Annotated in this window: 14 protein-coding genes; 8 read left to right on the plus strand and 6 right to left on the minus strand. The window is 68.2% G+C overall.

What is annotated here, in order from left to right:
- Nucleotides 1-2: 2 nt before the first annotated feature.
- Nucleotides 3-2,348 (minus strand): ATP-dependent zinc metalloprotease FtsH, encoded by a 2,346-nt coding sequence (ftsH, locus tag A5740_RS27225; protein ID WP_076199398.1) that lies wholly within the window; start codon nt 2,346-2,348, stop codon nt 3-5.
- Between the two features lie 168 nt (nt 2,349-2,516).
- Here ftsH and A5740_RS27230 point away from each other — a divergent pair, with 168 nt between their 5' ends.
- From A5740_RS27230 to A5740_RS27245, 4 genes are read left to right on the plus strand one after another with little or no spacing between them, the layout of a single operon-like run.
- Nucleotides 2,517-3,488, plus strand: coding sequence for an alpha/beta fold hydrolase (locus A5740_RS27230; protein WP_217696716.1), 972 nt, complete (start codon nt 2,517-2,519; stop codon nt 3,486-3,488).
- Nucleotides 3,485-4,660, plus strand: a complete 1,176-nt coding sequence (locus A5740_RS27235) for an LLM class flavin-dependent oxidoreductase (protein ID WP_076199402.1) — start codon at nt 3,485-3,487, stop codon at nt 4,658-4,660. The genes A5740_RS27230 and A5740_RS27235 overlap by 4 nt, the downstream gene beginning before the upstream one ends.
- The gene (locus A5740_RS27240; protein ID WP_076199404.1) at nt 4,660-5,670 is read left to right on the plus strand and encodes a zinc-binding dehydrogenase; all 1,011 of its coding nucleotides are present in this window, start codon (nt 4,660-4,662) and stop codon (nt 5,668-5,670) included. Before A5740_RS27235 ends, A5740_RS27240 begins: the two co-directional genes overlap by 1 nt.
- 20 nt (nt 5,671-5,690) lie before the next feature.
- Nucleotides 5,691-6,386: an SIMPL domain-containing protein gene (locus tag A5740_RS27245; protein WP_076199406.1), complete on the plus strand. Its 696-nt coding sequence runs from the start codon at nt 5,691-5,693 to the stop codon at nt 6,384-6,386.
- A gap of 89 nt (nt 6,387-6,475) precedes the next feature.
- On the opposite strand, the gene hpt is transcribed toward A5740_RS27245, so the two are convergent.
- The 4 genes from hpt to dacB are packed head-to-tail and all read right to left on the minus strand — an operon-like array spanning nt 6,476 to nt 10,465.
- Nucleotides 6,476-7,102, minus strand: a complete 627-nt coding sequence (gene hpt / locus A5740_RS27250; protein WP_076199408.1) for a hypoxanthine phosphoribosyltransferase — start codon at nt 7,100-7,102, stop codon at nt 6,476-6,478.
- Complete coding sequence (tilS, locus tag A5740_RS27255; RefSeq protein WP_076199410.1) at nt 7,099-8,058, minus strand: tRNA lysidine(34) synthetase TilS; 960 nt, start codon at nt 8,056-8,058, stop codon at nt 7,099-7,101. Before tilS ends, hpt begins: the two co-directional genes overlap by 4 nt.
- Nucleotides 8,037-9,068: a zinc-dependent metalloprotease gene (locus A5740_RS27260; protein ID WP_076199480.1), complete on the minus strand. Its 1,032-nt coding sequence runs from the start codon at nt 9,066-9,068 to the stop codon at nt 8,037-8,039. The genes tilS and A5740_RS27260 overlap by 22 nt, the downstream gene beginning before the upstream one ends.
- Nucleotides 9,069-9,082: 14 nt before the next feature.
- Nucleotides 9,083-10,465, minus strand: coding sequence for a D-alanyl-D-alanine carboxypeptidase/D-alanyl-D-alanine-endopeptidase (dacB, locus tag A5740_RS27265; RefSeq protein ID WP_076199412.1), 1,383 nt, complete (start codon nt 10,463-10,465; stop codon nt 9,083-9,085).
- 126 nt (nt 10,466-10,591) lie between these two features.
- Between dacB and A5740_RS27270 the strand changes: the two genes are divergently transcribed.
- The 3 genes from A5740_RS27270 to A5740_RS27280 all read left to right on the plus strand — a co-directional run bounded on the left by A5740_RS27270 (nt 10,592) and on the right by A5740_RS27280 (nt 12,529).
- Nucleotides 10,592-11,080, plus strand: coding sequence for an inorganic diphosphatase (locus tag A5740_RS27270; protein WP_076199414.1), 489 nt, complete (start codon nt 10,592-10,594; stop codon nt 11,078-11,080).
- Nucleotides 11,081-11,171: 91 nt separating this feature from the next.
- Nucleotides 11,172-11,507, plus strand: coding sequence for a 2-oxo-4-hydroxy-4-carboxy-5-ureidoimidazoline decarboxylase (locus A5740_RS27275; protein WP_083654475.1), 336 nt, complete (start codon nt 11,172-11,174; stop codon nt 11,505-11,507).
- 44 nt (nt 11,508-11,551) lie between these two features.
- Nucleotides 11,552-12,529 (plus strand): 2-hydroxyacid dehydrogenase, encoded by a 978-nt coding sequence (locus tag A5740_RS27280; RefSeq protein ID WP_076199416.1) that lies wholly within the window; start codon nt 11,552-11,554, stop codon nt 12,527-12,529.
- 12 nt (nt 12,530-12,541) lie between these two features.
- Here A5740_RS27280 and A5740_RS27285 read toward each other — a convergent pair whose 3' ends face one another.
- Complete coding sequence (locus tag A5740_RS27285) at nt 12,542-12,937, minus strand: DUF6632 domain-containing protein (RefSeq protein WP_076199418.1); 396 nt, start codon at nt 12,935-12,937, stop codon at nt 12,542-12,544.
- Between the two features lie 179 nt (nt 12,938-13,116).
- Here A5740_RS27285 and A5740_RS27290 point away from each other — a divergent pair, with 179 nt between their 5' ends.
- On the plus strand, nt 13,117-13,479 hold the full coding sequence (locus A5740_RS27290) for an STAS domain-containing protein (protein ID WP_076199484.1): 363 nt from the start codon (nt 13,117-13,119) through the stop codon (nt 13,477-13,479).
- The last annotated feature ends 9 nt before the right edge of the window (nt 13,480-13,488 follow it).

Here is a 13,488-nt window from a genome sequence, read left to right on the forward strand (position 1 = left end):
GATCAGCCGTGGGCGCCTGGATTGGACCGGTCGGCCCGCTCGGGCCGGTCGGAACCGCCGTCCTGGCCGGCCTCATCGTTGGGGTTGGGCTGACCGGGATGAGGATAGGGCTGATACGGGTACGGCTGGGGCTGTTGCCATCCCGACGGATGCGGCGGCGGGTACCAGTAGCCCTGCTGTTGCTGGGGCGGCTGGTAACCGGGCTGCTGCGGCTGTTGCGGCGACTGGTGCTGAGGTGGCGGGGGCCAACCGGGCGCATGCCAGCCGGCCGGTGCACCGTAGTCGGGCTGCGTCGAACCGTTGGGCGGTGCGCCGTTGCCCGGCGCTCCATTGGTCTGTCCGGCAGCTTGAGCCTTTTCGTTGGCCTCGCGGCTGGCCGCGGCGATGGCCGCCTTGAACGCGGGCTCTGGCACCGGCGGCGGCCACGGCTCGCCACGTTCGATGGCGATCTCACCGGGGGTCTTGATCGGCGGCTTGTCCGACGGCACCCGGCCGCCGAAGTCGTCGAACATGGTCAGCCGTGGGCGCTTCTTCACGTCGCCGAAGATCGCCTCGAGCTCGGCGCGGTGCAGCGTCTCCTTCTCCAGCAGCTCGCCGGCCAGGGTGTCGAGCACGTCGCGGTACTCGGTGAGGATCTCCCACGCCTCGGTGTGGGCGGCCTCGATGAGCTTGCGCACCTCGTCGTCGATGTCGCGGGCCACCTCGTGGCCGAAGTCGGCCTGGGTGCCCATGGTGCGGCCCAGGAACGGGTCGCCGTGTTCGGTGCCGTAGCGCACCGCACCCAGCTTGGAGCTCATGCCGTACTCGGTGACCATGGCGCGCGCGATCTTGGTGGCCTGCTCGATGTCGGAGACCGCACCGGTGGTGGGCTCGCGGAACACCAGTTCCTCGGCGGCACGGCCACCCATCGCGAACACCAGCCGGGCGATCATCTCCGAGCGGGTCATCAGACCCTTGTCGTCCTCGGGCACCGCGACGGCGTGGCCGCCGGTGCGGCCGCGGGCCAGGATGGTGACCTTGTAGATCGGCTCGATGTCGGGCATCGCCCACGCGGCCAGGGTGTGCCCGCCCTCGTGGTAGGCGGTGATCTTCTTTTCCTGCTCGCTGATGATGCGGCTCTTGCGGCGCGGGCCGCCCACCACGCGGTCGACGGCTTCCTCCAGCGCCGCACCGGTGATCACGGTGCCGTTCTCGCGCGCGGTGAGCAGCGCGGCCTCGTTGATGACGTTGGCCAGGTCGGCGCCGGACATGCCGACGGTCCGCTTGGCCAGCCCGTCCAGGTCGGCGTCGGGGGCGATCGGCTTGCCCGCCGAGTGCACCTTGAGCACCGCGCGCCGGCCGGCCAGGTCGGGGTTGGAGACCGGGATCTGCCGGTCGAAGCGGCCGGGCCGCAACAGGGCCGGGTCGAGGATGTCGGGCCGGTTGGTGGCCGCGATCAGGATGACGCCCTGGCGGTCGCCGAAGCCGTCCATCTCGACCAGCAACTGGTTGAGCGTCTGCTCACGCTCGTCGTGGCCGCCGCCCATGCCGGCGCCACGCTGGCGGCCGACGGCGTCGATCTCGTCGACGAAGATGATGCACGGGCTGTTGGCCTTGGCCTGCTCGAACATGTCGCGCACGCGCGAGGCGCCGACACCGACGAACATCTCGACGAAGTCCGAACCGGAGATCGTGAAGAACGGGACGCCGGCCTCCCCGGCGACAGCGCGGGCCAGCAGGGTCTTGCCGGTTCCGGGCGGGCCGTAGAGCAGCACGCCCTTGGGGATCTTCGCGCCCAGCGCCTGATACCGGCTCGGGTTCTGCAGGAAGTCCTTGATCTCGTAGAGCTCCTCGACCGCCTCGTCGACACCGGCGACGTCGGCGAACGTGGTCTTGGGCATGTCCTTGCCCAGCTGCTTGGCCTTGCTCTTGCCGAAGCCGAAGCCCATCCGGCCGCCGCCCTGCATGCGGGAGAACATCACGAACAGCGCCACCAACAACAGCAGCGGCAGCATGTAGATCAGCATCGAACCGAGGAAGCTGCCCTGGTTCACGGTGGTGCCGAACTTGACGTTCTTGGCGTCGAGCTGGTCGACGAGCTTCACCGCATAACCCGTGGGGTACTTGGTGATGACCTTGTCGGAGTTCTCGGTCTCTTCTTTGCCGCTCTTGAGGTCGAGGCGCAGTTGCTGCTCGCGGTCGTCGATCTGGGCGCTGTTGACGTTGTCAGCGTTGATCTGGGCCACCGCCACCGACGTGTCGACGGGTTTGTAGCCGCGGGTGTCGTCGCTGAAATAGAAAAACGACCAGCCCAGCAGCAGCACGACCGCGATGACGGTCAGCGTGCGGATCACATTTTTGCGGTTCATCGATCACTCGGCCGAGTTCGGCCCGGTCCTTCCAACGTGCGCAGTTGAGACATTCAAGGCTACCGCTAGACCAACGTCCGGCAGTTCCCGACGGTATCTAGCCCACAGCGGGCCGCTGTGCTTGGGTGAGATCGTGCTCACATCTATGGAATTGCTCCTCGCGTGCGCGTGACAGAGCGGTTGGTCGAAACCAACGGCGTGACGTTGAAGGTGACCGAGGCGGGGGAACGCGGAAATCCGGTGGTGGTCCTGGCCCACGGCTTCCCCGAACTCGCCTATTCGTGGCGTCATCAGATCCCGGCTTTGGCGGCGGCCGGCTACCACGTCCTGGCTCCGGATCAGCGCGGCTACGGCGGCTCGTCCCGCCCCGACGGCATCGAGGCCTACAACATCATGGCGCTGACCGCCGACATCGCCGGCCTGCTCGATGACGTCGGCGCCGAGAAAGCGGTGCTCGTGGGGCACGACTGGGGCTCCCCGGTGGCCACCAACTTCCCGCTGTTCTTCCCGGAGCGAAGCGCGGCGGTGGCCGCGCTGAGCGTGCCCCCGGTGCCGCGGGCCCCGGCACCGCCCATCGCGATCTGGCGCAAGATCTTCGGCGACAACTTCTTCTACATCCTGCACTTCCAGGAACCCGGCGTGGCCGATGCCGCACTGGCCGCCGACCCGGCCCGGGCTTTGCGGCGGATGATCGGCGGGCTGCGCACGACCGGTGACGAGTTCGCGGCACAGCGGATGATCGCGCCCGGGCCCGAGGGCTTCATCGACCGGCTGCCCGAACCCGACGGTCTCCCCGACTGGATCACCCAGGACGAGCTGGAGCATTACATCGCCGAGTTCACCCGTACCGGGTTCACCGGACCGCTGAACTGGTACCGCAACTTCGACCGCAACTGGGAGCTGACCGATCCCGAGGCCGGCAACATCGCGGCCCAGACGATCACGGTGCCGACCCTGTTCCTGGCCGGCAGCGCCGACCCGGTGCTGAGCTTCACCCCGCGCGACCATGTGCGGGAGGTGGTCACCGGCGACTACCGCGAGGTACTGCTCGAAGGCGCCGGGCACTGGCTGCAGCAGGAACGCGCCGACGAGGTGAACACCGTGCTGCTGGAGTTCCTCGACGGGTTGGAGCTGAAATGAGACCACTGAACTTCGGGGTTTTCATCACGCCGTTCCACCCGGTCGGCCAATCCCCCACCACCGCACTGCAATACGACATGGACCGGGTCGAGGCGCTGGACCGGCTCGGTTACGACGAGGCCTGGTTCGGTGAGCACCACTCCGGTGGTTACGAACTGATCGCCTGTCCCGAGGTGTTCATCGCCGCGGCCGCCGAGCGGACCCGGCACATCCGGCTGGGCACCGGCGTGGTGTCGCTGCCGTATCACCACCCGCTGATGGTGGCCGACCGCTGGGTGCTGCTCGACCACCTCACCCGCGGCCGGGTGATGTTCGGCACCGGGCCGGGCGCGCTGCCGTCGGACGCCTACATGATGGGCATCGACCCGGTGAACCAGCGGCCGATGATGCAGGAATCCCTGGAGGCCATCCTGGCCCTGTTCCGCGCCGCGCCCGAGGAGCGGATCACCCGCGAGACCGACTGGTTCACCCTGCGCGACGCGGCCCTGCACATCCGCCCTTACACGTGGCCATATCCCGAGATATCCACCGCGGCAATGATTTCCCCGTCCGGTCCGCGGCTGGCCGGGGCCATGGGCACCTCGTTGTTGTCCCTGTCGATGTCGGTGCCCGGCGGCTACGCAGCCCTGGAGACCACCTGGGACATCGTGCGCGACCAGGCCGCCAAATCCGAACGGCCCGAACCGGACCGGCAGAACTGGCGGGTGTTGGGGATCATCCACCTCGCCGACACCCGCGAACAGGCGATCGAGGACTGCACCTACGGCCTGCAGGATTTCGCCAACTACTTCGGCGCAGCCGGGTTCGTGCCGCTGTCGGAGAAGACCGAGGCCGCGGGCTCCGCGTACGAGTTCGTGGAAAACTATGCCGCCAAAGGCAACTGCTGCATCGGCACCACGGCCGACGCGATCGACTACATCCAGGACCTGCTGGACCGCTCCGGCGGGTTCGGCACATTCCTGATGCTGGGCCATGACTGGGCGCCGCCGGCCGCGACGTTCCATTCCTACGAGCTGTTCGCCCGCGAGGTGATCCCGCACTTCAAAGGTCAGTTGACCGCGTCCCGCGCCTCCCATGACTGGGCCAAGGGCATGCGCGACCAGCTGCTGGGCCGGGCCGGACAGGCCATCGTCAACGCCATCACCGAACACACCGCCGAAGGGAAGAACTGATGCGCGCGGCGGTACTTCGCGACGGCCGGATGATCGTCCGCGACGACGTGCCATCCCCGGTGCCCGGCACCGGCCAGGTGCTCGTCGAGGTGAAGGCGTGCGGAATCTGCGGCTCCGACCTGCATTTCGCCAGCCACGGTGCCGACATGCTGGCCGCGAGTGCGGACCTCGAAGGCATGCCCGACATGGACATCGACCTGGCCGGGGATGTCTACATGGGTCACGAGTTCAGTGCCGAGATCCTCGATGCCGGGCCGGATACCGAGGCACCGGCCGCCGGAACGCTGGTGACCTCGGTGCCGGTACTGATCTCGGCAGGCGGGATCGCGCCGATCGTCTACAGCAACACCACGGTCGGCGGCTACGCCGAGCAGATGTTGCTCTCGGCGCCGCTGCTACTGCCGGTGCCGAACGGGTTGAGCGCCGAGCGCGCCGCGTTGACCGAGCCGATGGCCGTCGGCCTGCACGCGGTCAACGCCTCGCGCATCGAACCCGGCGAGGCCGCACTGGTCATCGGCTGCGGCCCGGTCGGCATCGCGATCATCGCCGCACTGAAGCTGCGCGGGGTGGAAACCATTGTGGCGTCGGACTTCTCCCCGGCTCGGCGCGCCCTGGCCGAGATGATGGGTGCCCACGTCACGCTCGACCCGAGCGAGGATTCACCGTTTCACCAGTGCAAGCCTGCGGTGATCTTCGAGGCGGTGGGCGCGCCGGGCATCATCGACGACGTACTGCGCCGCGCCCCGGCCGGCGCGCGGATGGTGGTGGCCGGCGTGTGTATGCAACCTGACAGCGTGCATCCGTTCTACGCGATCACCAAGCAGATCAACATCCAGTTCGTCTTCGGCTACGACCCAGCCGAATTCGCGACCTCGCTCCGCGCAATCGCCGAGGGCGAGATCGACGTGGCACCGATGATCACCGGCACCGTGGGCCTCGACGGGGTGGGCGCGATGTTCGACGAACTCGCCTCACCCGACCGCCATTGCAAGGTACTGGTCACGCCGTGACCCGACGGTAGGGTGCTGTCATGCGATTGCGTGCACTCGCCGCGGCGGGCCTGACTGTCCTGAGCCTCTCGGCCTGCGATGCCCAACCGGGCGGGGGCAGCGGGGGCGATCCCCGGCAGGTGACGGTCGTCGGGTCCGGCCAGGTGCAGGGCGTACCCGACACCCTGACCGCCGATGTGGCAATGGAATTCACCGCACCGGACGTGTCGGGCGCACTCAACCAGTCCAGCCAGCGTCAGCAGGCCGTCATCGATGCCCTGGTCGGATCGGGCATCGACCGCAAGGACATCAGCACGACCCAGGTCAGCGTGCAACCGCAGTACAACGACAACACGATCAGCGGTTACCGGGCCGGCAACGCGATCAAGGTCACGATCCGCGACACCGCCAAGGCGTCGGAAACCCTGGCCCTGATCGCAAGCACCGGAGGCGACGCCACCCGGATCAACTCCGTCGACTATTCGATCACCGACGATTCCGATCTGGTGCGCGACGCCCGGGCCCGCGCCTTCGACGACGCCAAGAACCGGGCCGAGCAGTACGCCGAGCTGTCCGGTCTGGACCTGGGCAAGGTGATCTCGATTTCCGAACAGTCCGACGGTTCCACCCCGCCGCGGCCCACTCCGATGCCGCGCGCGGCGATGGAGGCCGTTCCGCTGGAACCCGGTCAGCAGACCGTGAACTTCTCGGTGACCGTCGTCTGGGAGCTCACGTAGGCGCGGCTCATGGCTGTTGACTTTGAAACCACGCACACCGCTACCCGCAGAATTGCGGCGTCAGCTCAAAGTCAAACAGGAAGTTCTGCTCAGGGCTGTTCGTACACCTTGGGTTCGAGCGTGCCGATGTAGGGCAGATCGCGGTACCGCTCGGCGAAGTCCAGGCCATACCCGACGACGAACTCGTTGGGAATGTCGAAGCCCACGTAGGCGACGTCGAGTTCGGCCTTGACGGCCTCGGGTTTGCGCAGCAGCGTGCACACGCGCAGTGAGCGCGGGTGCCGGGTGGCCAGATTGCGCAGCAACCACGACAGGGTCAGGCCCGAGTCGATGATGTCCTCGACGATCAACACGTCGCGGTCGTTGATGTCGCGGTCGAGGTCTTTGAGGATCCGCACCACACCCGAGGACGACGTGGACGAGCCGTAGGAGCTGACGGCCATGAACTCGAGCTGCGTGGGCAGTGGGATGGTCCGGGCCAGGTCGGTGACGAACATGACCGCGCCCTTGAGCACGGTGACCAACAGCAGGTCGTCGTTGCCCAGGTTGTCCCGATATTGCTCGGCGATCATCTCGGCGAGTTCGATGGTGCGGGTCCGGATCTGCTCCTCGGACAACAGCACCGATTTGATGTCTCCCGCGTACAGCTCGGCAGAGTCGACAGCCACACCGAACAGCGTGCCACGCGAAGGGGGCGGTTGACCAACGCGGATCACTGGACCGGTTCGGTGTGCAGCAACAGTGCGCCACCGCGCCGCGCCGCGAACAGCCGCTGTTTGCGCAGCCCGGACCCGACTGCCACCCCGCCCTGCCCTCGCCAGGCGGTCACCAGCCGGTCCACCCCGCGGATCTGGATGTCGGTCAGATCACAGGCGCCGCCGGCCAGCAACCAGGCCCGGATCACCCGACGGCGCAGCGCGCCGGGCAATTCGCCCAGCCGGTCGACGGCTAATCCGTCGGCGTCCAGAACCGTCGCCAGCGCCTCACGGGCCAGCCCGTCGAGCGCCTCGGTGTCCTCGCGTAACGCGGTGGCGGTGCGGGCCAGGGCCTCGGCCACTCCCCCGCCGAGCACGTCCTCGAGCAGCGGCAGCACCTCGCGCCGCAGCCTGACCCGGGTGAACCGGCGCTCGTCGTTGTGCGGGTCCTGCCAGGGGGTGAGCTCGAGCTCGTCGCAGGCCGCCCCGGTCACCTCCCGCCGGACCCCCAGCAGCGGCCGGTGCCACGGCGGGTCGTGCGGGCGCATGCCGGCGATCGAACGAGGGCCCGATCCGCGGCCCAACCCGAGCAGCACCGTCTCGGCCTGATCATCGAGGGTGTGGGCGAGCAGCACCGGCGCGCGGTCGCGGGCCGCGTCCAGTGCCGCGTACCGAGCCCGGCGCGCGGCCGCCTCGGGTCCGCCGTCGCTGCCGACCTCAACCGGAAGTACATGTGCGCCAACACAACCCAGCGCAAGCGCCTGCCGTCGCGCGGTGTCGGCCACCGCATCCGAACCCGGTTGCAGCCGGTGATCGACGATCAGCGCGGTGGTCGGCCGCAACCCGGCCGCGATCGCCGTCAGCGCCAGGGAGTCCGGGCCACCGGACAACGCCACGCACCAGCGGGTGTCCCCGATCGACGCGCCGGCGCGCGTCACCGCGTGCCGCAGCGCGGCTACAGCACTCGTTCGATCCATCGTTGCGGCTCGTCGATCTCGTCGGGCTGCGGCAGTGTCTCGGGGCCCGACCAGACGGTGTTGAACCGGGCCATTCCCACCGCGGAGACCACATGGTCGACGAATGCCTTGCCGCGGGTGTACTGACTCATCTTGGCGTCGAAACCCAGCAGCGCCCGGACCAGCCGCTGCACCGGCGGCTGCTTGCGTTGCCGGCGTTCGTCGAAGCGACGCCGGATGGTCGACACGGTGGGCACCACCGCGGGTCCGACGGCATCCATCACATGGTCGGCGTGGCCTTCGAGCAGCGTGCCGAGCACCAGCAGCTGATCCAGCGCGCGGCGTTGCGGCTCGGCCTGCACGGCACGCATCAGGCCGAGCACACCGGTGGAGCGCGGGTCCGGGTTCGCACCGCTGCGTTGATTGCGGACGAATTCCGCGAGCCGGCCGAGCACGTCGGTGACTTCCTCGCCGACATCCTGGGTGAGCACCGCCAGTGACTGCGACATATGGTCGGTCAGCCACGGATTGGCGCGGAACTGTACCCGGTGGGTGACCTCGTGCAGGCACACCCAGAGCCGAAAATCCGTTGGGACCACCCGCAATTGGCGTTCGACGGCGATGACGTTGGGGTAGACCAGCAGCAGCTCGCCACCGCCTGGGGTGAACGGATCGTATTGGCCGAGGATGCCCGTGGAGATGAACGCCAGCACCGCGCCGGTCTGCGCGCCGGTCACCCGCCCGGTGACGAAACCCGGTTTGTCGCCGTCGGCTCCGCCCGTCATCACCCGCATGGAGCGCGTCGCCGCCCGGATCCATCCGGGACGGTCGAGGATGCGGGCCTCGGGCACCTCGGCGCCCTCGATCAGCCCGGTGACCTCACGCACCGGCAGCTCGGCGGCCTTCGAACTCTCCGAGAGCTGCTCGATCACCTGGTCCCGGGTGTAGTCGGAACAGGCCGGGGCCGGTTTGGCCAACTTCGCCCCGACCGTCGCGGCGAAATCCCAGTCGACCGCGCGGCCCGCCGTCATCGCGGCGCGCTCGCTCACGTGCCGCACCCACACGAACGGAGCACCGCGGCCAACGCATCGATCGCGGTACGCCCGGTGGGCCCGGCATTGTTCGAGATCAACGCGAAGGTGAGCACCCGGCCGCTGTCGTCGGTGACGATGCCGGCCAGCGCGTTGGTCCCGGTCAGTGAACCGGTCTTGGCCCGCAGCCAGCCCGCAGCGTCCCGGCCGGCGGCAGTGTCGAGGTAACGGTTGGACAGCGTGCCGCTTCCGCCCGCGATCGGCAGCAGGTCCACCAGTGGGCGCACGGCCGGTTCGGTGTTGCCCGCGGAGATGCTGACCACCTCGTCGAGGATCCGGGCCGTGAGCCGGTCGTCGACCGACAGACCGCTGGAATCGACCAACTTCGCCGCCGAGGTGTCGATACCGATGCCCTCGAGTTCGTCCAGCACCGCGTCGACGCCACCGTCGAAGCTTTGCGGCCGGTGCTGCACCGCCGCCACCTCACGGGCGATGGACTCGGCCATCACGTTGTCCGATTCGTTCATCATCTGGCGCAACCGCTCGATCAGCGGCGCCGACTGCACCGATGCGATCTGCCGGCCACCTGACACCGAGCTGGGCAGCACGGTCACCGCCGTCGGGTCCACCCGCAGGGCCACCGCGAGAGCCCGGCCCGCGTCCAGCGCCGGTGTGGTGGACCGTCTGGACTCCACCGTCGTCGGCTGGGTGCGTCCGCCGTCGAGCATCACCGGTTCCATCGGCGCGATGTCGCCGCCGTCGATGTCGGCGGGGTCCCACCCCGGCGCCATCGTCGGACCGCTGTATTCACTGGTGTCCACTCGGACGGCGGTGACGGTGACACCGCTGCTGCGGACCTGATCGGCCAGATCGCTGATTCGGGCCGCACCCTTGTACCAGGTGTCGGTGCCCTCCGGCGCGGCCGAGAGCGTGGTGTCCCCACCGCCCTTGAGCACCACCAGACCGGGCTGCGAGTCGACGGCCAAAACCGTGGTCGTCAGCCGGGCATCGCGGTCCAGCGCCAGCAACGCGGCGGCCGTGGTCAACACCTTGTTGACCGAGGCGGGCTGCATCGGCACCCCGGAGTTCTGCTCCCACAATTCGGCACCGGTCTCGGCGTCGGTGATCCGGCCGGTCAGCGCGCCGAGATCGGGATCGGCCAAGGCCGGTGCCAAAGCGGCGGCCATTCCGTCTGCGGTGGGGATCGGGGCGGACATGTCCACCGGAATCACGCCCGGGCTGGCGGTCACGAGCGCAGGTGCGGGCTTGACCGCCTCGGCATTGCTGGACCGGTGCCCGGTGAGCACTGCGGCAACCGCGACGACGGCGGCAACCAGCACCAGGACCACGACGCCAACCGCCACATGGGTGGACTGCCGCCACCGAGTGGGCCGCATATTTCTCCTGCTCTGCCGGTGGTGGGACCGAGCCACCCGTTTAGGCCAGACTATCGCTCGATTAGGGTTGACCCGCGTCGTCGTCCGACGACGAAGCCTGACCGCAGATGCGAAGGAGCCGCGACGGTGAAGTTCGACGTCGTCATCGAGATCCCGAAGGGTTCACGCAACAAGTACGAGGTTGACCACGAGACCGGCCGGGTCAAGCTCGACCGCTACCTCTACACCTCGTTCGGCTACCCGACCGACTACGGGTTCTTCGAGGACACCCTCGGCGAGGACGGCGATCCTCTGGATGCACTGGTGCTGCTGCCCGAATCGGTGTTCCCCGGTTGCACCGTCGAGGCCCGTCCGGTCGCAATGTTCAAGATGACCGACGAGGCCGGCGGTGACGACAAGCTGCTGTGCGTGCCCGCCGGGGATCCGCGCTGGGACCACATCCAGGACCTCGCCGACGTGCCGCAGTTCGAGCTCGACGCCATCAAGCACTTCTTCGTCCATTACAAGGACCTGGAGCCGGGCAAGTTCGTCAACACCGCCGACTGGGTGGGCCGCGAAGAGGCCGAGGCCGAGTTGCAGCGTTCGGTCGAGCGGTTCAAGAGCTCGGGGCACTGAGCCGCGCTGATCCAGTCTGGCCCAGCCTGATTTAGCCCGGTTGTAACACCGGGTAACCCCGCCGTGCTCTGCGCGTTCCATGCTTTACCAGGTGTTGATGCACCAGGGCGTGGGACTCGAGGCGTACAACGCGCTGCCGTTGCGGCGTGCGGTGCACGCCGTGTACGAGTGCTGCTACAGCGTGGTGCTCGCGACCGACCTGGCCGGCGGCCGTCCCTATGCCGACCATGACGCCCTGTTGCGGCGGGCTGATGCGCTGCTGTTCAGCTTGGGCGAAGTCTCCATCGACCGCCTGTTGCAGGCGTATCCGCATATGGCCGAGTGCCCGCCCGGCGCAGTGTCGATGGTCCGCGCCGAGCTGGCCCGCATCAACCGTGCCCGGCTGGAACGCATGCTGGGGCCCGAGGGCGGCTTCTACAACTGGTGAGTCGGCAGGCTTACGGTGGGCTACAACCCGACCGAGGAGTACGTGTGCCTGCACCCGATCACACCCGCCGCGTCCTACAGGTGGGCCCGCTCAAACCGTCACTCGCCGAGACCCTGCGGACCGGCTACGACGCGCTGGTCCTGCCCGACGGCCCGGAGCGCACACCGTTCCTCGACCAACACGGCGCGTCGGTCATCGCCGTGGTGACGTCAGGACGTACCGGAGTGGACGCTGCCCTGATGGCCGCGTTGCCCAACCTGGGGGCGGTGGTGAACTTCGGTGTCGGATTCGACACGACGGACATCGAGGCGGCCGCCGCACGCCGCGTCGCGGTCAGCAACACCCCTGATGTCCTGAGTGATTGCGTGGCCGACACGGCTGTCGGCTTGTTGATCGACACGATGCGACAGTTCCCGGCCGCCGAACGGTATCTGCGGGCCGGCCACTGGGCAGCCGTCGGCAACTACCCGCTGACCCACAAAGTTTCGGGCGCCCGGGTGGGCATCATCGGGCTCGGCCGGATCGGGCAGGCGATTGCCACCCGGTTGGTCGCCTTCGGCTGCCCGATCAGTTATCACAACCGGCGGGTGGTCACCGGCAGCCCGTACCCCTACGTCTCGTCCGCCGTGGAGTTGGCCCGCCAGGTCGACGTCCTGATCATCGCCGCGGCGGGCGGCAACGGGACGCGCCACCTCGTGGACCGGGAGGTGCTCGACGCGCTCGGGCCGGAGGGCTACCTGATCAACATCGCCCGCGGCAGCATCGTCGACGAGCAGGCACTGGTCGAGGCACTCACCGGCCGCGGGCTGGCCGGCGCCGGACTCGACGTGTTCGCCGACGAGCCCAACGTGCCCGCGGCGCTGCTGGGTCTGGACAACGTGGTGCTGCTGCCTCACGTCGGCAGCGGGACGGTGGAGACCCGGGCCGCGATGGAGGCGCTGACCCTGGCCAACCTGAACAAGTTCCTCGAATCCGGAGAACTGGTCACGCCGGTGCCGATGCCGAGCGCATCGCATACCTAGTTGTCAGTACACCTAGTCGCGCGTCCCGATGCCGGAGGTCCGGACGAGCACCGCCAGCACGACAGCGGCCAGCAGCAGCGCCGGAACGTCGCCCAACAGGTGACCCATGTGGTGGCCGCTCCCGAAGGACTGCACGGTCATGATGGCCGCGTGCACGAGGCTGGACGCCACGGTGAACCAGATCAGGCTGAGGTTGGCCTCCGGGCGTCGTGCCGCGTTCCACAGAAACAGTCCGAGGGTCACGTACAACCCGACGATCATCATGAAGTAGTCAGATTCGTACGGTGCACCGTGATGCCAGGCCCACCCGGCCGGCCACACCACCGCCAGCGGATAGAGCAAGATCATCACCGCGCCGAACACCACGAGCGCGATCTGGAGTATTCGGTAGCTGCGTGCAGGTGCCATGGCCCGTCCTCCCAGTGGAACCTTCAGGATCGCACTGCCCGCCGTACCCGCGAGGGCTGTTCGAGCAGGTAAGGCCCAGCTTGTCGGCGTTTTATCTGGGCCCGCAGTGGCAGGAGGCGGACACCCCGTTAGTATTTGTCGACGTCTCCAGAGGCGCACCGATCACGTCGGAGGTGACGATGAATAGCCAACCGGACCCGGCAAGCTGCTCAGTTGAAGAGAGCCGCGTCGGTGAGGTGAGTGTGGTGGCAGTGGCCGGTACGGTCGACATGCTCACCGCACCCAAACTCGAAGAGGCGATCGGCGCGGCCGCCAAGAGCTCGCCCTCGGCCGTGGTTGTCGATTTGAGTGCTGTGGAGTTCCTGGCATCAGCCGGGATGGGCGTGCTCGTGGCTGCACGCGAAGAGTTGGGCGACGCCGTCCGGTTCGCCGTCGTGGCGGACGGACCGGCCACCAGTCGTCCACTCAAACTGGTCGGAATCGCCGATGTCGTAGACCTTTTCGCGACGCTCGACGAGGCTTTGACCGCTTTGAAGACATAAGACCGGCGA

This window comes from Mycobacterium sp. GA-1841 (assembly GCF_001954135.1).
Taxonomy (GTDB): Bacteria; Actinomycetota; Actinomycetes; order Mycobacteriales; family Mycobacteriaceae; genus Mycobacterium.

Bases quoted from the DNA above. Each gene is read 5' to 3' on its own strand.
- ftsH (WP_076199398.1), bottom strand. From the start codon at position 2,348: ATGAACCGCAAAAATGTGATCCGCACGCTGACCGTCATCGCGGTCGTG.
- A5740_RS27235 (WP_076199402.1), top strand. From the start codon at position 3,485: ATGAGACCACTGAACTTCGGGGTTTTCATCACGCCGTTCCACCCGGTC.
- A5740_RS27240 (WP_076199404.1), top strand. From the start codon at position 4,660: ATGCGCGCGGCGGTACTTCGCGACGGCCGGATGATCGTCCGCGACGAC.
- A5740_RS27245 (WP_076199406.1), top strand. From the start codon at position 5,691: ATGCGATTGCGTGCACTCGCCGCGGCGGGCCTGACTGTCCTGAGCCTC.
- tilS (WP_076199410.1), bottom strand. From the start codon at position 8,058: ATGGATCGAACGAGTGCTGTAGCCGCGCTGCGGCACGCGGTGACGCGC.
- A5740_RS27260 (WP_076199480.1), bottom strand. From the start codon at position 9,068: ATGACGGCGGGCCGCGCGGTCGACTGGGATTTCGCCGCGACGGTCGGG.
- dacB (WP_076199412.1), bottom strand. From the start codon at position 10,465: ATGCGGCCCACTCGGTGGCGGCAGTCCACCCATGTGGCGGTTGGCGTC.
- A5740_RS27285 (WP_076199418.1), bottom strand. From the start codon at position 12,937: ATGGCACCTGCACGCAGCTACCGAATACTCCAGATCGCGCTCGTGGTG.
- A5740_RS27290 (WP_076199484.1), top strand. From the start codon at position 13,117: ATGAATAGCCAACCGGACCCGGCAAGCTGCTCAGTTGAAGAGAGCCGC.